The organism is Capnocytophaga endodontalis, assembly GCF_002209445.1.
In the GTDB taxonomy this organism is placed as follows: Bacteria; Bacteroidota; Bacteroidia; order Flavobacteriales; family Flavobacteriaceae; genus Capnocytophaga; species Capnocytophaga periodontitidis.
Genome location: NZ_CP022022.1, coordinates 2,933,643 through 2,954,102, shown reverse-complemented (window position 1 = coordinate 2,954,102; position 20,460 = coordinate 2,933,643). Strand labels below are relative to the sequence as shown.

The 20,460-nt window shown below is 39.4% G+C and carries 17 protein-coding genes; 12 read left to right on the top strand and 5 right to left on the bottom strand.

Annotation, left to right across the window (positions count from 1 at the left end):
- Window positions 1–68 precede the first annotated feature (68 nt).
- The 9 genes from carA to CBG49_RS13240 all read left to right on the top strand — a co-directional run bounded on the left by carA (window position 69) and on the right by CBG49_RS13240 (window position 8,054).
- Window positions 69–1,172 (top strand): glutamine-hydrolyzing carbamoyl-phosphate synthase small subunit, encoded by a 1,104-nt coding sequence (gene carA, locus CBG49_RS13280; protein WP_088594847.1) that lies wholly within the window; start codon window positions 69–71, stop codon window positions 1,170–1,172.
- 2 nt (window positions 1,173–1,174) lie between these two features.
- Entirely contained in the window at window positions 1,175–1,645 is a 471-nt protein-coding gene (locus tag CBG49_RS13275; protein WP_088594846.1) for a DinB family protein, read from the top strand.
- Window positions 1,646–1,985: 340 nt separating this feature from the next.
- Window positions 1,986–3,281: a phosphopyruvate hydratase gene (eno, locus tag CBG49_RS13270; protein WP_088594845.1), complete on the top strand. Its 1,296-nt coding sequence runs from the start codon at window positions 1,986–1,988 to the stop codon at window positions 3,279–3,281.
- An 87-nt stretch (window positions 3,282–3,368) separates the two neighbouring features.
- Window positions 3,369–4,127, top strand: a complete 759-nt coding sequence (locus CBG49_RS13265) for a carboxypeptidase-like regulatory domain-containing protein (RefSeq protein WP_009413371.1) — start codon at window positions 3,369–3,371, stop codon at window positions 4,125–4,127.
- A 193-nt stretch (window positions 4,128–4,320) separates the two neighbouring features.
- On the top strand, window positions 4,321–4,479 hold the full coding sequence (gene rpmH, locus CBG49_RS13260; RefSeq protein WP_002669412.1) for a 50S ribosomal protein L34: 159 nt from the start codon (window positions 4,321–4,323) through the stop codon (window positions 4,477–4,479).
- Window positions 4,480–4,568: 89 nt separating this feature from the next.
- Window positions 4,569–5,330, top strand: a complete 762-nt coding sequence (locus tag CBG49_RS13255; RefSeq protein ID WP_088594844.1) for an MBL fold metallo-hydrolase — start codon at window positions 4,569–4,571, stop codon at window positions 5,328–5,330.
- 72 nt (window positions 5,331–5,402) lie between these two features.
- Window positions 5,403–5,894, top strand: coding sequence for a lipocalin family protein (locus CBG49_RS13250; RefSeq protein ID WP_088594843.1), 492 nt, complete (start codon window positions 5,403–5,405; stop codon window positions 5,892–5,894).
- Window positions 5,895–5,913: 19 nt separating this feature from the next.
- Entirely contained in the window at window positions 5,914–6,603 is a 690-nt protein-coding gene (locus CBG49_RS13245) for a YiaD family glycine zipper/OmpA-like lipoprotein (protein WP_088594842.1), read from the top strand.
- Window positions 6,604–6,803: 200 nt separating this feature from the next.
- Window positions 6,804–8,054, top strand: a complete 1,251-nt coding sequence (locus CBG49_RS13240; protein ID WP_088594841.1) for an aspartate kinase — start codon at window positions 6,804–6,806, stop codon at window positions 8,052–8,054.
- Window positions 8,055–8,133: 79 nt separating this feature from the next.
- Here the strand turns inward: CBG49_RS13240 and CBG49_RS13235 are convergent, their stop codons facing one another.
- From CBG49_RS13235 to CBG49_RS13215, 5 genes are read right to left on the bottom strand one after another with little or no spacing between them, the layout of a single operon-like run.
- Complete coding sequence (locus tag CBG49_RS13235; RefSeq protein WP_088594840.1) at window positions 8,134–9,534, bottom strand: BT_3987 domain-containing protein; 1,401 nt, start codon at window positions 9,532–9,534, stop codon at window positions 8,134–8,136.
- Window position 9,535: 1 nt separating this feature from the next.
- Window positions 9,536–10,723: a DUF1735 and LamG domain-containing protein gene (locus CBG49_RS13230; protein ID WP_088594839.1), complete on the bottom strand. Its 1,188-nt coding sequence runs from the start codon at window positions 10,721–10,723 to the stop codon at window positions 9,536–9,538.
- Between the two features lie 5 nt (window positions 10,724–10,728).
- Window positions 10,729–11,625, bottom strand: a complete 897-nt coding sequence (locus CBG49_RS13225; RefSeq protein ID WP_088594838.1) for a glycoside hydrolase family 18 protein — start codon at window positions 11,623–11,625, stop codon at window positions 10,729–10,731.
- Between the two features lie 23 nt (window positions 11,626–11,648).
- Entirely contained in the window at window positions 11,649–13,193 is a 1,545-nt protein-coding gene (locus CBG49_RS13220; protein WP_088594837.1) for a SusD/RagB family nutrient-binding outer membrane lipoprotein, read from the bottom strand.
- 15 nt (window positions 13,194–13,208) lie between these two features.
- The gene (locus CBG49_RS13215; protein WP_009413363.1) at window positions 13,209–16,343 is read right to left on the bottom strand and encodes a SusC/RagA family TonB-linked outer membrane protein; all 3,135 of its coding nucleotides are present in this window, start codon (window positions 16,341–16,343) and stop codon (window positions 13,209–13,211) included.
- Window positions 16,344–16,761: 418 nt separating this feature from the next.
- On the opposite strand from CBG49_RS13215, the gene tyrS reads away from it, so the two are divergent.
- From tyrS to CBG49_RS13200, 3 genes are all read left to right on the top strand, one after another.
- On the top strand, window positions 16,762–18,057 hold the full coding sequence (tyrS, locus tag CBG49_RS13210) for a tyrosine--tRNA ligase (protein WP_088594836.1): 1,296 nt from the start codon (window positions 16,762–16,764) through the stop codon (window positions 18,055–18,057).
- A gap of 102 nt (window positions 18,058–18,159) precedes the next feature.
- Complete coding sequence (locus tag CBG49_RS13205) at window positions 18,160–19,329, top strand: WG repeat-containing protein (protein ID WP_227002899.1); 1,170 nt, start codon at window positions 18,160–18,162, stop codon at window positions 19,327–19,329.
- Window positions 19,326–20,453, top strand: a complete 1,128-nt coding sequence (locus CBG49_RS13200) for a WG repeat-containing protein (RefSeq protein WP_088594835.1) — start codon at window positions 19,326–19,328, stop codon at window positions 20,451–20,453. The genes CBG49_RS13205 and CBG49_RS13200 overlap by 4 nt, the downstream gene beginning before the upstream one ends.
- The last annotated feature ends 7 nt before the right edge of the window (window positions 20,454–20,460 follow it).

The following is a 20,460-nucleotide window of genomic DNA, read 5'->3' as shown; positions in this document are numbered from 1 at the left end:
ATCTTCCTCATTCCTTGCTATTTGTTAATTATTTTGTATCTTTGCGCTCAAATTAAGGAAATAGCACAATGAAGTATCAACAAAAGAAAAAAGCAGTATTACTCCTTGCCGATGGCACTGCCTTTTATGGCAAAAGTGTTGGTTATGAAGGCACTGCTTTTGGCGAAGTGTGTTTCAATACAGGTATGACGGGCTATCAAGAAATTTTTACTGATCCCTCATACTTTGGTCAGATTATGGTTACTGCCAATGCTCATATTGGTAATTATGGCATTGCCGCCGATGATTATGAATCAAGTGGTATGAAAATTGCAGGGCTGGTTTGCAGAAATTTTAGTTATGATGCCTCCCGCCCCCTTGCTGAGGAAACCTTAAAAGATTTTTTAGACCGTAACCACTTAGTAGCTATTTGCGAAGTTGATACACGTGCTTTAGTCAGCTACATTCGCGACAATGGCTCAATGAATGCTGTTATTTCCACTGAAACTGATGATTTAGCACTACTCAAAGCTCGTTTACAAGAGGTTCCTAATATGAAAGGTTTAGAATTGGCATCAAAAGTGTCAGTTACTGAACCTTATTTTTTTGGCAATCCAGAAGCGAAGTACAAAGTAGCAGCACTCGATTTTGGCATCAAGCGAAATATCTTGCGCAACTTGGCAGCTCGTGATATGTACATCAAAGTATTCCCGTACAACACGCCTTTAGCTGATCTTAAAGCGTGGAATCCCGATGGCTATTTCTTGTCTAATGGGCCTGGTGACCCCGAACCGCTTACCGAGGTCATTGCTCAAGTAAAACAAATGATTGATGAGGATTTACCTATCTTTGGCATTTGCTTAGGGCATCAAATTATTGCATTAGCCAATGGCATTAGTACTTATAAAATGCACAACGGTCACCGCGGTATCAACCACCCTGTGAAAAATCTGCTTACCGGTAAGGACGAGATTACCTCACAAAACCACGGTTTTGCAGTGAATAGGGCAGAGGCAGAAGCTAATCCTAATGTCGAAATCACCCATACCCACCTAAACGACAATACCGTGATGGGGTTGCGCGTAAAAGGTAAGAAATGTTTCAGTGTGCAGTATCACCCCGAAGCCGCTCCAGGCCCCAATGATGCTACCTATTTGTTCGACCAATTTGTAGAAATGATAACTAAAAAATAATAATGAAAGAATTACTTACACCACAAGCACTGCTCACTAACCTAAAAGATGTACGTGCCCTCACCCGCAAAGTGATTGAGGCTTTCCCAGAGAAAGACCTCTTTGAGTTCAACATTGCAAACTTGCGTCCGTTTTCAGAAATGGTAGAAGAGTTTTTGAGAGTTATGGACTATCTTTTTAAAGAAAGATTTCAGGAGCAACACACGCTTTTCTTAGAAGGAGACTTTCCTACTACCAAAGCGGAAGTATTGGCTTTGTGGGACAGAGCTACTGAAATTCTCGACCGTGAATGGCAAAAAGTAGGTGATTATACACAACCGTTTACTATTTATCAAATGACTTTTAGCTTTGCCCAATGGATATTATACTTCATTGAAAACGAAAGTCACCACCGCGGACAAGGGTATACTTACCTTCGTGCTTTAGGTATTCAACCTCCTTTCTTTTGGGGAAGAGAAAGCTTTAGTAATTAGCAAATGAGAAAATTAGTAAATTAACGTCAGTTCGATATAACAGAATATTGATTTACAGTTTTGTAACATAATATATTCACAAAATAATTCACCGTCAGGTGAAAATTCGTGAGATAATAAAAAAATAAGGACTTTTAAGCACTCCCAAATTCGTGAAAATTCGTGTAATTCGTGGGAAATTAAAAATATTTTGCTGATTGTTAAATAATTACTTATGCTGAACTCACGTTAAATTAGCAAATTGCCTTACAAAATTTGCTAATTATCACATTGACTAATTTTCTAATTAAAATTCACTAATTTTCTAATTAAATTCGTAAATAATTAAATAACAAAATATATGAGTATTATTGTAAGCGTGCACGCACGTCAGATTTTGGATTCAAGAGGAAATCCAACCGTAGAAGTAGATGTAGAAACTGAAAATGGTTTCCTTGGTAGAGCTGCTGTTCCTTCAGGAGCTTCAACAGGTGAATACGAAGCTGTTGAATTGCGCGACGGCGGTAAAGATTATATGGGTAAAGGCGTACTTAAAGCCGTTGCCAATGTAAACGATATCATCGCTGAAGAAATCGTAGGTATGGACGTTTTCGAACAAAACCTTATCGACAAAACAATGATCGAGCTCGACGGTACTCCTAACAAATCTAAATTAGGAGCTAATGCTATTCTTGGCGTATCATTAGCGGTTGCTCGCGCTGCTGCCGAAGAACTCGGTTTGCCTTTGTACCGCTATGTAGGTGGGGTAAGTGCTCACACTTTGCCTGTACCTATGATGAACATCATCAACGCTGGTGCTCACTCCGATGCACCTATCGCTTTCCAAGAGTTTATGATTATGCCTGTGAACGCTAAGGATTTTTCACACGCTATCCAAATGGGTTCAGAAGTATTCCACAACCTTAAAAAAGTATTACACAACAAAGGTCTCGGTACTGCTGTAGGTGATGAAGGTGGTTTTGCTCCTAACTTCAAAGACATCGAAGATGCACTCGATTCTATCAAAGAAGCTGTAAACAAAGCTGGTTACAAATGGGGTGAAGATATCAAAATCGCCTTAGACTGTGCCTCTTCTGAGTTCTACAAAGATGGTAAATACGACTATACTATCTTTGAAGGCGCTAAAGGTAAAGTGCGTACTTCAGCTGAACAAGCTGACTACTTGGCTGAATTAGTAGCTAAATACCCTATCATCTCTATCGAAGACGGTATGGATCAAAACGACTGGGATGGTTGGAAACTCCTTACTGATAAAATCGGTAACCGCGTTCAATTAGTAGGTGACGACTTGTTCGTTACTAACGTATCTATCCTTGAAAGAGGTATTGCTAAAGGTATTGCAAACTCTATCCTTATCAAAGTAAACCAAATCGGTACTTTGTCTGAAACTATCGCAGCCGTAGATATGGCTAACCGCGCTGGTTATACTGCCGTAATGTCTCACCGTTCAGGTGAAACTGAAGACAATACTATTGCCGACTTGGCCGTAGCTTTGAACACCGGACAAATCAAAACTGGTTCTGCTTCACGTTCCGACCGTATGGCGAAGTACAACCAATTGCTCCGCATCGAAGAATCTTTAGGTTCAGTAGCCTACTATCCTAAAGAAAAAGCCTTCAATGTAAAGAACAAATAATTGAAATTAATTAAGGTGTTCTGTGGGAGTGTGACCTATACACTCCCACTCTACACCTCTTTTTTTTACCCTTAAAAAGAATTAATTATGATGAAGAAGATATTGTGGTTTTGTATGTTGTTGTTTGTAAGTACGCTGGCAGCTCAAGAAACTGAGTTGCACGGACACGTGTATAGTGTGCAGAACAACAAACCAATGGCTAATGTACATATTTTGAACCTCAACAAAGTACGAGGAACCACAACCAATGAAAAAGGAGATTTTACCATTAGAGTAACTGCTAATGATACGCTTTATATATCTTTTTTGGGGTATAAATCTACTAAAATAAGGATTACCAATGATATGATAAAATTCCAAGGTCTTAAAATAGGTATGACCGAACTCGCCTACGCCTTGGAAGAGGTCGTCGTTACCCCTTATAAACTCACCGGATACTTAGATATCGATGCTAAAAATGCTCCTATCAACAACAATACACGCTATAGCGTTTCGGGCTTAGAAATAGGTTATGAAAGCCGTGCTAATGCTAGTGCTGTAGGGCGCGTGCTCAGTGCCGTAATGAACCCCGCCGACCTGTTGAGCCGCTCTTTTAGTGCCAAAGGAAAGGAAATGCGCAAACTGAGAGAGATGCGCAAAGATAATCAATTGAGTGATGCCCTTTCTACCCGTTACGACCGCGAAACTCTATTAGAACTCTTGCAAGTAGACCGCTCTGAACTCGAAGAAATCATCCGTTCTTGCAATTATTCTAACGACTTTATAATGACCGCTAACGACCTCCAAGTACTCGAAGCCATCAGCCAGTGTTACGAAGAGTACAGAGTCTTACACAAGAAAAAATAAAGAGGTGTAATAACAATTTTATTTCAATTAAATCATTGTAAAATAAAGATTTAACCGTTTCTTACCTCTTACCCTTTACCTTTTACCTATAAAAAATTTTGTCATTCCAAAAAAAAGATGTACTTTTGCCCCGCTATTGATAAAATAGAGAGACAAAGTATCATTTTTAATAAGATTTTAAGATTAACAAGCAATGAAAAGAACATTTCAACCTTCAAAAAGAAAAAGAAGAAATAAACACGGTTTCAGAGAACGTATGGCAACTGCCAATGGTAGAAAAGTATTAGCACGCCGTCGCGCTAAAGGACGTAAAAAACTAACTGTATCCTCAGAACCACGTCATAAAAAATAAACCTTTTTATAAGGTAAAAAGTAAGAGGTAAGAAGTAAGAGCTAATGTTCTTATTTCTTACCTCTTGCCTCTTATCTCTTACCTGAATAATGAAGATTACTTTCCTCGGCACAGCCACTTCTCAAGGAGTCCCTGTAATAGCAAGCGACCACCCCGTTGGTAAAAGTACAAATCCTAAAGACAAACGCTTGCGCACTTCGGCTCTCATCAGTTGGGAGCATACCAATATAGCCATAGACTGTAGCCCCGATTTTAGACAGCAAATGCTCACTAACAACGTGCAGCACTTAGAGGCTATCCTCTTTACTCACGAACACGCCGATCATACCGCTGGTATGGACGACATACGCCCTTTTGTGCGCCTCCAAGGTGATATGCCTATCTATGCTCTCAAACGCGTAATCAACGAGTTGAGAGTCCGTTTTGCTTATATCTTTGCTACCGAAAATAGATATGAAGGAGCTCCCTCAGTAATTGCTCACGAAATAGATAGTACACCCTTTAGTTTACACGGAAAAATAGTGCAACCTATACACGTAATGCACGGCAATTTGCCCATTATAGGCTACCGAATTGAAAATTTCGCTTACATCACCGATGCTAAATATATAGAAAACAGCGAAATAGAAAAACTGAAAGGGGTAGATACCTTAGTGTTAAATTGTTTGAGAGAACTAGCGCACCCTACCCACCTCAATCTATCGGAAGCATTAGAAATTATAGCACAAGTACAACCCCAACGTACTTTCCTCACTCACGTGAGCCAAACATTTGGTTTTCACGATGAGATTCAAAAAAAACTACCCAAAAACGTATTTTTAGCCTACGATAATTTAGTAATAGAATGTTAATGTTTAGTTAATTGTTATGGAAGTTATCAATAAAAACTGTACTTTTGCCCCCAAAACAAAATATTTATCAAGATGAGAAAAATTGCACTTCTATTTGTAATGGCAGCATTGGTAATGGCTTGTAAGAGCTCTAACTCTATGACTGCTAAACCTAAAGAAACTAATGTAGCCGACAAAGCTATCAAAGGTGAATGGACTCTACAGTCTATTACTTATAGCGAACAAGGTAAGTTTGATGTTACCTTATTGAACGATACCTCAAAAGAATGTTTTGAAGGTAGTACTTGGAAATTTGTTCCTAACAACAACCGCGGTCACTATACTATCAATGCAGATGGTTGCTCTACAGGACAAAGAAACTTCATTTTCGTAGTACAACAAATCGATAAATCTACCGGATATTACGATTTCTTGTTGAAACCTACTAATGAAAAATACAAATCCGAAACCAATGCAGGTATTCGTTTGCACTTAGCAAGCATATCAGAAAATGCTATGGTATGGGAACAAACCGTAAGAGTAGATGGCAAACCTTTTGTGATCTCAATGAACTTTGTAAAATAATTAAAAACCATAAGAAAAAATGAAAAAATTCGTAGTTTTTGCCTTGTCAGCAGCCGTATTGCTTACCGGTTGTGAGGCATACAATAATACAAACAAAGCACAACGTGGAGCCGTAATCGGTGCTGCAGGAGGTGCTCTGTTAGGAGCTATCTTAGGTAACAACGTCGGTAACGGTCAAAATAGCGAACTCGGCGCAGTACTTGGTACTGTAGTAGGAGGTGCAGCTGGGGCTGTTATTGGTCACCAAATGGATAAACAAGCTAAAAAAATTGAAGAAGAAATCCCTGGTGCCGATGTAAAACGCGTAGACGATGGTATCGTGGTTACTTTTGACGAAAACAACGGAGGTGTTTACTTCGATACTAACAAGTACAACATCAACGAAAAATCAAAGCAAACCTTAGATAAGTTAGCAGCTATCCTCAAAGAATACCCTGATACTAATGTGTTAGTAGCTGGTCACACTGATAACGTAGGTAAAGATGAGTATAACTTAGGTCTTTCACAACGCCGCGCACAAGCTGTTACTAACTATTTTAAAAGTAAAGGTTTAGCAGGTAGTCGTTTTACTACCAAATGGTACGGTGAAAAAAATCCTGTAGCAAGCAACGATACTCCTGAAGGACGTGCTAAAAACCGCCGTGTGAATGTGGTAATCGTTCCTAACGAAAAAATGAAAGCCGAAGCTAAAAAACAAGCTGGACAATAAGAACATAACACTTCAATAGAATAAGCGTTGAGTATCCCTCAGCGCTTATTTTTTAGTTATAGATATAACAACAAATTATCTAATTGACTTTTTTCGCATTTCTCTTTTCTCTTTTCATTAAAATGCACTACTTTTGCCTTGTCAATTTCGGTAAAAGGCTTTAGATATAACTCTTACCTCTTACCTCTTACCTAATTAAAATGCAGATATTCAAATTTGGAGGTGCCTCAGTGAAAGATGCTGCAGGCGTGCGCAATGTCGCTAAAATATTAGAAAATGTAGGCTATGCCAATACCCTCATTGTCATTTCGGCTATGGGGAAGACTACCAATGCTTTGGAAGTGGTAGTGAACAGTTATTTCAAAGAACAAGAAAAACTCGCCGAAAGTATTCAAGTGATAAAGGATTTTCACTATCATATCATTCGCGAGTTATTCACCGATGAAAATCATCCTGTGTACTGGAAAGTCGATGGGCTTTTTGCCGAACTCACTTCCTTTTTAGAACGCAACAAGTCACCGAAACACAGTTTTGTGTACGACCAAGTAATTTGTTTTGGCGAGCTCATTTCTACCACTATTATCAGTCAGTTTTTGAATGATAATGGTATTAAAAACACTTGGATAGATGTGCGTAATCTCGTGAAAACCGATAGCAACTATCGCGATGCCTCTATTGATTGGGAAGAGACACAAAGTAATATCCGCACCCATATCAACAAATCACTGCTAAATATTACTCAAGGATTCTTGGGCAGTGATGCCAATTTCTTCACCACTACTTTAGGGCGTGAAGGCTCCGATTATACCGCTGCTATCTTTGCCTATTGCCTCGATGCCGAGAGTGTAACAATATGGAAAGATGTGCCAGGGGTGCTCAATGCCGACCCTCGTTATTTTGAGCATACTGAGCTCTTACACAAAATCCCGTATAAAGAGGCTATAGAGCTTGCGTTCTATGGAGCTTCGGTGATTCACCCTAAAACCTTACAGCCTCTACAACAAAAGGAAATTCCTCTCTATGTACGTTCATTTGTAAATCCTACAGCCGAAGGAAGTGCCGTGTGTAATGTTCCTGAATTAGAGCCTAAAGTACCTTGCTTTATCCTCAAAAAAGACCAGATATTACTCTCACTCTCCTCTCGTGATTTCTCGTTTATAGTGGAAGAGGGTATTAGTTATATTTTCAAGAGTTTGCACAAAGCACAAATGAAAGTGAGTGTGATACAAAACTCAGCGATTAGTTTCTCGGTATGTGTAGACAACAAGTTTGATACCTTAGCAGAACTATTAGAAAAATTAGAAGAGCGTTTTAAAGTCTCAGTAACCGAAAAAGTAACACTTTATACCATTCGCCACGCCACCCCAGCAGCTATACAAGCAGTAGAAACGGGAAAAACCGTATTACTCAAACAAGTAGCTGCCGATACAGTACAAATAGTAGTAGCTTAAATAAATGTAGTAGTAGCATAAATAAAGAGGCTGCCCCCAATGCAAGGGCAGCCTCTCCTTTTTATAAAGTAATAAAGTATTACCTATCTTTAGGACCTTTATGGTATTTACCAGAGAATATACATTCCTCGTCATAAAGTTTTTTAGTAGCTTTACTTAGGTCTCTAGTAGTTCTTCCACTTTCTATGTTATTTCCTTTGATATTGAAAATCATCATCAATCCAAAGCAATCTTCTAAGTTAGCTTGTGCCACCCATTCTGCATAATAAGTTCCATAGTTAGCTTCGATAGATTGTTTTCCATATTTTTCTTTAGGAAGACCTATAGAAGAGCCGTGGTTTTCACTGTAATTAGCCCAACTATAATCTATATAGTCTTTAGCTTCTTTTCCTTGCTCATCAGTTAAACCACTATATAAACTATGTCCAAAGTCATATAAAGTGAGCAATTTATCGGGCATTACTTCCTTCATAGCACGTACAAACCATAAGGTAGACTTGCCTCCTACATAAGGTTTATCTTTAACTTTACCGTACTCTGCGTATTCTTCGTCGATATCGTAACCGTCAAAACCGTACTTATCGGCATATTGTTTACATTCGCGAGCAAATTCAACGGCTTCTTCGTAGTTTTGAAAGTTGTTGTAGCCTACCCCTTGGTGGTTAGGCAAGATATCTACTATCACTTTGATGCCTCTATCTTTCAACGGTTTGATATACTTATCGGGGTCTTTGAGGATAGGTTGCAACTTATCGTTGAAGAACAAATAGCGTTTGCCTTTTTTGGCATCGTAGTTCATATTAGCAGCAAAAAGCACGACTATGTCAAATACTGGTTTTTTACTATCTTTGAGTACAAACTGACCCATATTGCGGATATCCCAGTCGTTAGTTTCCACATAAGCGACCATTTTCATAGGTTCCTTACGGTCGGGGCAGCTATAGCTTCCGGGGGGCATAGGTTTTTTAGAGCTTTCGCTAAGAGCAGAAAATTCTCCATCTTTATGCACTTTTACCAAATGGAATACTTGCTGTCCTGCCATCTCTACTTTCAAAGGGAGCAAGTAGTCGCCATAATCCAAAGAAGCAAAGTTTTTGATGGTGAGTTTGGCTTCAGCTTCAGTAGCGCCTTTGGTATAACTACTACCTTCAAAAGTATAATTGGCTGAAGGTAACAAACTATAATCTAATACTCCTTTGAAAATGTTGTAATCTTTAACGATTTTTTCCATAGAGCCAGTAAGCAAAGTAACAGCACCTGCATCGGGGGCAGCTTTTCCTATTTTGGTTACAAAAGTGTAAGTACCATCGGCAGAGAGGTTTGTTACTTCCTCTTGAGGAGCTGCTTTGTAATACAAGGCACTGCCTTGGCTGTTCATAGTATTGTTCTCGGGTTGAGGCAATTCTATTTTGTCTTTGTCGCAAGCGTACAGCAAGGCTGCACCTATCATTATATTAGCTATGATGTATTTTGCTTTCATATTATTCAGTTATTTTTACACCTTTTTCTTCTTCGTGTAGTTTAATAGTTTGTCTACCGCCTTTATTAGCTTGACCTTGTAGGGTGAGGAAACGGTTGTTACCCGAAGCGTCAGGAATTTTATTCTCTTTCACTTCGTTCATTTTCCAGTAAGCGTACAAGCCATTTTCAGTGGGGTTTACTTCGTACATATTGTCTTTAATTTGTTGGGCAGTACGAGCTACACTCCACAAGCGGAGTTCACTAAAGCGCGCTACAATACCGCGATAATCACTCCAACTCTTTCCAATGTAGAAAGTACTAAGACTTCCTGAACTGTCAAACTCAGTTACTTTCTTACCATTTACGTAAGCGATAGTTTTGCTGCCATCGACTACCAAAGCGATATGGTACCATTGGTTAGTTTTGAATTTTAGCCCTATATCTTGACCGTTGGCTTGCAAATGGTCGGGGTCTACACCATTATCACCAAAGCGCAATAAGGTTCTCCCTTCAGTACCCATAAAGGTAGAAATGCCTGCTTCCCCATTGTCACCAGGACCTCTAAACTTCTGTATATTGATAAGTCCTTCCATAGTAAAGGTATAACCTATATCACTAACGCTGGAGTATCCTCCATTATCTACTGCTAAATATTCATCACGAGTAACAGCCAAAGTGTTTTTAATCTGTCCTTTTATCTTTTCGAAGCTCACCATTAGCAGTTGGGTGTTAGGGGTAACACTCGCTCCGCTTACTGAGGAGAGGCGCAAGGCAAACATATAAGCGGTATTGTCTTTCAATTCATCGGAGACGGTTACTTTGGCAGTTCCTTCGTCCGATAGTATATTACCTGCTTTGATGTTCAAGGTTTTTGTATACGAAATGTATTTAGCCGGTAACACGGTGTATTGGGTGCCGTATAGACTGTTGTATTTGGCTACTTGGCTATCGTCTAAGGTAACATAAGCTGCCAAATTACTGTTGTTCTCTTTGAACAATTGCACTTGGTAGGCTACACTTTTTTGAGTACCTACTTCATTCGCCTGCGCCGAAAGGGCTACTGGAGAGGAAAATTCGGCAGTTTTATTACCGTCTTTTTGGAGCAATACTGCCGATTGTCCTCCTGCTTTAGCTCCTCCTCCTACATCTTCTTTAGGAGCACAAGCCGCAAGGGCGAGGAACATTCCTATGATTAAATTTCGTTTCATTATTTCTATTTTTGTTGTTGTACTTTGTGAATGATGCCTCTCAAGGTTTTGAAAGTAGTTTTACCCGAAAGGTTGTAGTAATCTTTTTCGATGTGGTAAAGGGCTACCCCAGCGCGGTTAGAGGCTTTCCAATTAACGATATCTACTGTTCGCGGATAGCGACCATCTTTGCCGTCGGGATTGAAGTTAGTGGTATCGCTAAAACCATCAGCGAGACCTTCTTCACTGAAATCAGTAGAGGGTAAATAGCGCAAGGGTTTCCACTTTTCAGCTTGATCAGTGAAACTGCGTAATAGCTCATTGTCCTTTTTGCGGAATATCACCCAATTAGCTTTGTCAATTGGTTTTTCCTCACTTGTTAGTCCGTACTCACCATACATATTTTCAACGGCAAAAAGCAAATTGCCTTTGTTAGCAACGATAGCCGAAAGTACGGCATCAAAAGCTGCTTGAGAGAAGTAATCGCTACTTTCTTGCGGAAACTCTACACTCACACCGTTAAAACCATTGGCTTTGGCGATAGCGAGAGCATCGTTAGCTTGCTTGGTGAGCTTGGTAGTATCGGTAGTGGTAGCTGCCGAAAAGTCGATACCGAGCAATACTTTAGTCGCTTTCTTTTGTTGTACGTCTCTCAAATCGTTTTGGAGTATTTCGTCGATAGCGTTGTAGTTGTTTTTTACAACAATCACATCTAAGCTATCGGGGGTATTCATCAGGATTGCGCCTGCTTCTTTTCCCCAATTGTAGAGCATTCCCATAGTGATTGGGCGCTTGTTTAGGTCGGCTTTGTATTGAGTAAGCGCCTGAGTGTTGATTTCACGTTTGGGAGTGTCAATATCTATTGGTTCAATATCGTTACAAGCAACGGCGAGTAACGAGGCTATGAATATTAATTTTTTCATTGCGATAACATTTAAAGGTTAAGTTATTTCTTCACCCACCAAAGGTCGGTAGCACCATTATCGGCACCGCCTAAATAACCTACAGCAGCGTTGCGATTGGTAGGGTTGTTAGTAGTCTCTTTAGAAGAGAAAGGCAAACGGCGCATACCACCAGTGTCTTTGCCATTTACTTGGTTTACCGAAGTAATCACCCCATTGCTGCGGTTTTCTACGGGAGCCATTAGGTTAGGATAACCTGTTCTGCGCCATTCAGCCCACGCTTCCTGTGAGTTGTAAGGGTACATCGCAATCCATTTTTGAGTGATAATCTTTGATAATTTCACCTCATTGCTGGCACTGTTATCCCATTTTACGGTAATAGCCGAAGAGAAAGTAGGGTTGTTGTAAGCACTTTGTCGAGGGTCGTAATAAGCACCACGAACACTAGTGTTGCTCAAGTAATTTCCTATGGCAACATTGTGTTGAGCGAATGATAGTTCAATACCTTTTTTGTACAAGTTTTCGGCGGTATCGCCTACAAAGCCCCAGCCTTTGAGTGCCATTTCAGCTTTGATGAAAGCTACTTCGGCAGCGGTAATCCACACCATAGGTGATTCTTTAGTGAGCTTAGGAGCTGAAAACTTGGTAGGATCTATTGTGATAGCAGGAGCACCGCTTCTTAACCCGATGTATTTTTGAGGTAAGCCTGCAACTTCAGTGAAATAAACTTCGCGACGTGGGTCGGAAAAGGCATTCATATAGGCTACAATATCAGCACCTGCACGTGAGTCGTTCCAACTTACAGCTACTTTGAAAACTGAATTGTCTTGAGTTTCAAGCATAGCATTATCGGCATTTTCGGTAATCACTCCATTGGCAATGGCAAATTGAGCATACGCTTTGGCGTTAGTTTCGTCTACATCGCTCATACGTATTGCTATACGCAATAACAAAGAGTTAGCGTATTTCACCCATTTGGTCATATCACCTTTGTATACAAGGTCAAAATCGGCATATTGTCGGTCGGATGCATCTACAGCTTTCAAGGTGTTGATAGCAGCTTTGAGGTCTTCAGCCATATATTTGTACAAATCCGATTGTTTGTCGTAAGGAGTTTGGGTTTTACCAGCTTCCATTTTGGAGTAGGGTAGAGGGCCATAACTATCGGTAAGCCAATGAGTGATAGCCACGCGCAACACAGTACCCCAAGCAAAATAATATTTGCTCATATCGCCTTTAGAATAGCTTTTTAGGGCAAAAAAGGCAGGATAGAGATGCTTGGTATAAGTGTCGTCGAACACATAGTCAGTCCAACCTGTACGTGGGTTATACACAGGGTAATCGGCTTGGAATTTAGGTTGTGAGGCATAACCTGCATACGGAGTAGCGGGCAGGTCAAAACACATTTGGTAAGAGTTTTCCTGCTGAGGTACTACCAATTTTTGCAAGGCAACGAGCTCATTTCCTCCTTGTGGGATTCTACTAAGCTGTTCATCAGTAGCTCCGTAAGGGTTTGTGTTGAAATCTTTAAAATCTTTAGTACAGCCTACAGCGAGTAGCGCTAATACAGGGATAATATATTTTTTCATTCTTTTTGCGCTTATTTAAAAGTTTGCTTTGATACTAAAACCATAGCTTCTAAGGCTTGGCAACATAAAGTAGTCTAAACCTTGAGCGTAGTTACCAGTAGATGAAACGGCTTCGGGGTCGAAAGGTGCTTTGCTATAGAGCATTGCTAAGTTTCTACCTACTATCGAAAGGGTAACATCTATTTTATCATTCACGAGTTTGCGAGGCAAACGGTAAGAAACATAAGCTTCTTGCAAGCGGAAGTTAGTAGCCGAATAGGTGTAGTATTGAGCGATACGTCCTTTTCCGCGTTCTTCAAAGTAACTTTGGGCAGGAACTCTGTAACCATTGATATTTACGCCTCCTGCATCGCGAGCCTCAGCCGATTCTTTAGAAACACCGTAGTGGTCTAAGGCTGCTTGAGTCATAGAGATAGCAACCCCACCGATACGTCCAGCCAGCATTGCACCAAAGCCTATATTACCAATATTGAAATCGTTGCGCCAACCTAAGTTGTATTTAGGTAACACGCTACCTAATTTCACATAATCGTTGAAATTGTTATAATTCTGTACACTCACACGACCATTTGAATCTAATAACAAATTGCCATCGGCATCGCGTTTGAAATCGTTAGAAGCGTATACATCGCCTAAAGTACCTCCTGTTCTAAGGATATAGCGAGCACCACCAATACCTCCTTTTTCTAAGTAACTGCGACCTTCGCGTTGCCCAGTAACGGGGTTGATGTAATCTTCAACAAGCGACATAATTTTGTTTTCGTTGTAGCTCATTGTAAAGTAGCTGTTCCAGTTGAATTTATCTTTAATTTTCAAATCGTAACCCAAGCCCACTTCAAGTCCGCGGTTGCGTACATCACCTGTTTGCAAGTAGATGCCGTCGTAACCTGTAGAAGGTGAAATCTCAGCCTTGATAGTTTGGTTGTAAGTGTTAGTTTGATAAACAGTAGCATCAAAAGAAAGGGTACCTTTGAGCCATTTGGTAGCGATACCTACTTCGTAAGAATCAGTGCGTTCAGGGCGCAATTCCCCGATAGGGAAATACGAAACAGCTTTCCATACTTTAGTATCTTCGTTGAAAGTGAAAGTAGGGGTAGTGAGTTCTCTATCAAAAGGAGAAGCTACCGAACTGAAGGCTACACGCATTTTAGCAAACGATAGAGTATTGTATAATTTAGCTTTCTTTTCAGCTGAAAGCAAATCGGTAAGTACTCCTGAAAGTCCCACTGAAGGATAGAAGAAAGAAGATTGTGGAGAGTTTGCTAATTGTGAAGCCCAATCGTTACGACCAGTGAGGGTGAGGTAGAGCCAACTGTTGTAACCTACTTCCAAACTACCAAAAATAGATTGAGTTTGTTCGGTATAACCTGATTGGTAAGGGCGAGTTTTGGCAGCACCTTGGTCGATATTAAAAGCGTTGAATACGTTAGGAATACCGTCTTTGCGCAAAGGTCCTTTATAGCCTAATTCGTCATAACGTGTGTCTTGCAAAGAAGCCCCGATATTGGCTACTAAAGAGAAACGACCTACACCTTCCCATTCAAAATTCTTGTTGAGGTTCGTTAGAACATCTAAGTAAGTTTGTTTTTCATAACCACGAGCAATGCCAAAATAACCTGTTTTGCTCATATCCAATAGCGACAAAGTAGAAGCATAACGTTTGTCGGTGCTGGTGAAGTTGGTGTTATCGGTGCGTACACGACCTGAAATATCCCATTTTTCAGTAGGGCTCCATTGTTTGAGGTCGAGGGTAACGCCCAAAGAGAGCATATTGCGTTCGCGTTTGCTTTCACGTAAGTTGCGATAAGCTACCCAATATGGGTTTTGCAAAGTGTAATCACCTGCAAAGCTACCGTTGAAAGTACCGTCGGAACCAGCTGCAAAATCCCCCCATACTTGTTCATAAATATGATTAGTAGGGTTGTAACGTTCAAACTGACGAGCGCGTTGCAAACCGTAACCACGAGGCATCAAATAAGCACCTACTAAGGGGTTCATATATTCCCCTTGGTTAATCATATTGAGGTGGTTTTGGAGAATGTAGCTCGCTGAAGCATCAATACGCAAACGGTCGTTAAGCAAGTGGGTAGTGTTGCGCACTGTAAAGTTGTAGCGGTTGTAATGGTTGTTAGGTACCAACCCTTCGGCATTGGTAGAAGCTGCTGAAAAATAAGTTTGGTTCTTTTCAGTACCTCCAGAAAGCGCTACCGAATTGGTAAGGGTAGTGGCAGTTCTAAAGAAGTCCTTCACATCGTAACGACTAGCATCGCTGGGTAATTTAGCTCCCCAAGAAGTTACTTTGCCATCACTGCCATAGCTGTTTTGGAATTCAGGTAAGAGAAAAGGATTGGCAAATTCAGTGTTTGAAGATAGCTGAATGTTCATTTTGCCCTCTTTACCTTTTTTAGTAGTGATAAGGATTGCCCCATTGGCAGCAGCCGAACCATAGAGCGCAGCAGCCGATGCCCCTGTAAGTACGGTCATACTTTCGATATCGTCGGGGTTGATATCAGCAATACTTTCGGTAGTTCCTTGTGAATTGAATCTACCACTACCTTGAGTAGAAGTGGTGGAGAGCATAGGTACGCCGTCTACCACATAAAGCGCGTTGTTGCTCTTTTCAATAGATTTAGCACCACGCATCACTACTTTGGTAGCACCTCCTACACCTGAAGAACTGCGGTTAATCGTTACCCCCGCTACTTTACCAGTGAGCGAGTTGATAAAGTTTGCATCTTTCACTTTAGTAAGTTCTTCGGCGTTTACCTGTTGTACATTGTAGCTCAAAGCCTTTTGTTCACGCTTGATACCTAACGCCGTAACTACTACTTCGCCAAGTTGTTGCGCTTCTTCTTTAAGGACGATGTTTAAAGTAAACGTCCCTTTTTTAGTATCAACCTTTTTAAGCTGAGAAGCATAGCCTATAGAACTAAATTCAAGTACTTCATTAGGAGCGACTTGAATTTCGTACTTCCCATCAAAATCGGTTGAAACACCACGAGTTGTCCCTTTGACAACCACACTCACCCCAGGAAGGGGCAGTCCATCGTTACCTGTAACAGAACCTGTAACAGATACTCTCGTTTGTGCCATTGCTACAGTGCAGCATAGTAACAAAACGAATAGCAACATTGATTCTTTTACTTTCATTTAATAAAAATTTATTTTCGACAAAGGTAGGAAGTTCTTAATAAACTGCCAAATTTTAACGAATAAATTTATTAACAAAATTTAAATTTTAACATTTCGATTTCTGTAACCTTTTATCAATCAATCGAAAAGGATTTAATTAAAAAAGTGCTTTTTCAATCTAAAAAATACAAAAATCGAAAAATAAAGGTTTTTTTGATGGAAATATTTTAATTATTTTTTAAGAAAAAGATATTACCATCTTATGAAAAAATAAGATTTCTTTATTTCTAAATAAATGTTAATATTTTTCTTTCGTCTAAAATCGTTAGAAACTTGAATGATATTCGTTTTTATAGATTGTCTTCTTGTTTACTTGTTAATTCTCAATTAATTTGTACCTTTGCCCAAATTATAAATTATAAACGAACAAAAACTAATGAAGAATTTTATAGAAGAATTGCGTTGGCGCGGTATGATTCAGGATATAATGCCTGAAACTGAACAACATCTTATGGAAGGATTACGCGCCGCTTATGTGGGGGTTGACCCTACAGCCGATTCGTTACATATCGGTCACTTAGTGGGCGTGATGATGTTGCGCCATTTCCAAAATTGCGGTCATAAACCCTATGCACTTGTAGGGGGGGCAACAGGAATGATAGGCGACCCTTCAGGTAAATCGGCTGAACGCAATTTGCTTACCGAAGAAGTATTAGCACATAATATAGAGGGTATTAAAAAACAATTGGCAAAATTCCTCGATTTCGAAAGTACCGCCCCCAATCGCGCAGAGCTCGTGAATAACTACGATTGGATGAAAAACTTCTCATTTCTCTCCTTCATCCGCGATATTGGTAAACACATCACTGTGAACTATATGATGGCTAAAGATTCAGTGAAAAAACGTTTCGACCCCAATGAAAATACCGATGGGATGTCGTTTACTGAATTCTCATACCAACTCTTGCAAGGTTATGACTTTTTGCATCTCTATCAAGAGAAAAATCTCACTTTACAAATGGGAGGGTCAGACCAATGGGGAAATATCACTACAGGTACCGAGCTCATTCGTCGCATTGCAGGAGGAAAGGCGTATGCCCTTACTTGCCCGCTGATTACCAAAGCCGATGGTACTAAATTCGGTAAGAGTGAAGGCGGTAACGTATGGCTCGACCCCGAGAAAACCTCATCTTACAAGTTCTTCCAATATTGGATTAATACTTCCGATGCCGATGCCGAACGCTATATTAAAATCTTTACAATGCTCAGCAAAGAGGAAATCAATAGTCTCATCGCACAACACACCGAGGCGCCTCACTTGCGTGTATTGCAAAACAAATTGGCTGAAGAACTCACCCTATTAGTACACGGGCGCGAAGAACTTGAGAAAGCTAAAAAAGCATCACAAATCCTCTTTGGTAACTCTACTTCTGCCGATTTGCGCACTTTAGACGAGAAAACTTTCTTAGAAGTGTTTGACGGCGTACCTCAAGCCGAAGTAAGTGCCGCCGATATCGCTGGTAGACTTGATATGATTGCTATTCTTTCAGCAAAAACAGGCTTCATTAGTTCTAATTCCGAAGCTCGTCGTGCCTTGAAAGAAAATTCTATTTCGGTAAATAAAGAGAAAGTAGGTGAAGACTACCAAATAGGGGAAAAAGACCTTGTAGATGGTAAATTTATCCTACTACAACGCGGAAAGAAAAACTACTTTATAGTAAAGAAAGTATAATTCTTTATAATATCCAACTTTGCCAAAGTTTCCCTGCCCGTGCGGCTCGCACCTTTGGCAAAGTTTATTATTAATTTTTCTTCTTACCTCTATCTCTTATCTATGAAAACATTCCTTCCCCTTATATTATGTTTCTTACTTATCGCTTGTAAAACAGTAGATATGACGGTGCTAAATGATGTGTCTTTTTATGCTTTTTCTAAAGAAAAGGAGGAAGAAAATGAACGTAAATTTCCTTTTGTACCGTTGGAGTACCAACAGCAAAAGGCACTAATAAATAGCTTTCGGTTGCGTTTTAAAAAAGATTCTTTGTTTGTAACTTACGACTCAATTGCTAATGACTCAACTATTCCTGTAGTAAGAGGCTTTAAAGGTAAGCAAAAACGGCGCTTTTGGCGCTATTATGCTGCTCGTGAAATAGAACCTTATTTTCCTATTTATATGAGGATTTATATTCATCGACTGCGTTTGCGCCCTACTGAAGAAGGAAATTTGAGAGTAGATACTTATGTAGATAGAGAAGGGGCTGTATTAGCTGTATTAGGAACTGGTTATTCCTATAAATTGAAACATATTTATAAGCGTATCAATGATGAAGAGCTGATGATTCCTTTTTTTGAAAATGGTAAATATGGTATCAACAAGGGAGGAAAATTGTTCATACCTGCTCAATATGATTATATCAGTGCCTATACCGATGGTTTTTTTATTGTAGAACGAGAAGGAAAATGGGGTACAATTGATAAAAATGGTCAGATGATTATTCCTTTAGAATACGATGCTTTGCAATATGACAAATCAGTAGACAGCCACCCTTTGTTTATAGCACAAAAAGAAAGACGCTACGGGTTTTTAGAACCTTCAGGAGCACCTATATTGCCCCTTATTTACAATTATATTGAAAAACAGTGTAATGAAAAAAGTTACAATTTAGGGATAGGTAATAAAGTAGGCTATTTTACTTACAACACTAATTCTCCATCTCAAATGCCTTATTTATTCATTCCTGCTGTATATAGCAAAATAGAAATGCGTACTCTTTATTCAGATTATATATTAGTATACGATGGACTAACGCCTCTTTTTATAGATCACAAAGGTAATGAATATGATTTGCAAATAGTTCATTTAAACAAGTGGGAAACTTTTATGGGTGAAAAGTTGGGGAAGGAATGCATAGTAAAGATTGATAACAGTTTTTATAAACCCAACTTAGAGACTAAGCGCCCCACAATGCGATCTGAAAATCCTACAATTATATTAGAAAAATGAAAAAACTCTTCTGTCTTATTCCCTTTCTCTTAATAGTAGCTTGTAGTAGCACCAAAATGGATATGTCTGTGCTAAACAATCGTACTTATTACGCTTATTCTTATGAAACAGATGGTAGTAAAGGTAATTGCTTCACTTTTTTGCCTTATAGTTATTTAGACAAAGAAGGAATTCCGATGCGTTTTCAACTACAGTTTAAAGGTGATTCACTACACGTGAATTATGAGATTTTTAAAGAAGGAAAAGTACTTACAGGAACTAAAAGTATCAAAGGAAAACTTAAAAAAGACGGCTGGAAGTATGTATCGCGTAGCTTGTTGCCTTTCTTTCCTATATACCTTTATTCCTCAGTTTATAAAGTATTGATATATCCTAATATTGAAAACGATATGCGTGTGGATACTTATAGTAGTACAGGAGGTTGTCTGTTCTTGTTTTGTGCAGGTGGAACAGGATATTCATCGCTCAACACATATAAAAATGAAGAAGATATCCAAACAGCTATTCCTTATATAGAAAATGGTAAATTTGGTATCAAACGTCAAGGGAAAATCATCGTCCCTGCTTGTTATGATCACATCGATATTTTTGATAAAGGAATCGCCAGAGTAAAAAAAGATTCACTATGGGGAACGATTGATAATCGCGGAAAAATTGTGATTCCTGTTGAATATAAGGTGTTAGAAAAAGAGTATTATACCACTCCTGAATTATTTTTAGTAGAAAAAGATAAGCGCTGGGGATTTTTAAACGAGCAAGGAGAAACAGTTTTGCCTATTATTTATGATGTAATTGATAGATTAGGTTCTAACTTCAACCTATACTTAGGTGATAAAAGAGGATATTTCAAATATTATAAAGGTAAAGAAGATGAAAGTAGATTTATACCTGCTTGTTATACAGCTATAAACGAATCAACTTTATGGAGTAATTACACCTTAGTTTACGATGGCGATACTATATTATTTGTAGATAAAGAAGGCAATGAGTACGATGCAGTAACCAACGAAGTGAGAGCTATAGACGCTTTCTTTGGTTATCCGCAGCGTGACAGCGAAGTAAAAATAGGTGATAAGTACTATCGCCCTAATATAGAGAGCAAACGGCCACCGAGAAAAGAATAAGGGAACG

Coding starts and splice junctions, on each gene's coding strand:
- rpmH (WP_002669412.1), top strand. CDS start 4,321: ATGAAAAGAACATTTCAACCTTCAAAAAGAAAAAGAAGAAATAAACAC.
- eno (WP_088594845.1), top strand. CDS start 1,986: ATGAGTATTATTGTAAGCGTGCACGCACGTCAGATTTTGGATTCAAGA.
- CBG49_RS13215 (WP_009413363.1), bottom strand. CDS start 16,343: ATGAAAGTAAAAGAATCAATGTTGCTATTCGTTTTGTTACTATGCTGC.
- carA (WP_088594847.1), top strand. CDS start 69: ATGAAGTATCAACAAAAGAAAAAAGCAGTATTACTCCTTGCCGATGGC.
- CBG49_RS13225 (WP_088594838.1), bottom strand. CDS start 11,625: ATGAAAAAATTAATATTCATAGCCTCGTTACTCGCCGTTGCTTGTAAC.
- CBG49_RS13220 (WP_088594837.1), bottom strand. CDS start 13,193: ATGAAAAAATATATTATCCCTGTATTAGCGCTACTCGCTGTAGGCTGT.
- tyrS (WP_088594836.1), top strand. CDS start 16,762: ATGAAGAATTTTATAGAAGAATTGCGTTGGCGCGGTATGATTCAGGAT.
- CBG49_RS13240 (WP_088594841.1), top strand. CDS start 6,804: ATGCAGATATTCAAATTTGGAGGTGCCTCAGTGAAAGATGCTGCAGGC.
- CBG49_RS13245 (WP_088594842.1), top strand. CDS start 5,914: ATGAAAAAATTCGTAGTTTTTGCCTTGTCAGCAGCCGTATTGCTTACC.
- CBG49_RS13235 (WP_088594840.1), bottom strand. CDS start 9,534: ATGAAAGCAAAATACATCATAGCTAATATAATGATAGGTGCAGCCTTG.
- CBG49_RS13255 (WP_088594844.1), top strand. CDS start 4,569: ATGAAGATTACTTTCCTCGGCACAGCCACTTCTCAAGGAGTCCCTGTA.
- CBG49_RS13230 (WP_088594839.1), bottom strand. CDS start 10,723: ATGAAACGAAATTTAATCATAGGAATGTTCCTCGCCCTTGCGGCTTGT.
- CBG49_RS13205 (WP_227002899.1), top strand. CDS start 18,160: ATGAAAACATTCCTTCCCCTTATATTATGTTTCTTACTTATCGCTTGT.
- CBG49_RS13265 (WP_009413371.1), top strand. CDS start 3,369: ATGATGAAGAAGATATTGTGGTTTTGTATGTTGTTGTTTGTAAGTACG.
- CBG49_RS13250 (WP_088594843.1), top strand. CDS start 5,403: ATGAGAAAAATTGCACTTCTATTTGTAATGGCAGCATTGGTAATGGCT.
- CBG49_RS13275 (WP_088594846.1), top strand. CDS start 1,175: ATGAAAGAATTACTTACACCACAAGCACTGCTCACTAACCTAAAAGAT.
- CBG49_RS13200 (WP_088594835.1), top strand. CDS start 19,326: ATGAAAAAACTCTTCTGTCTTATTCCCTTTCTCTTAATAGTAGCTTGT.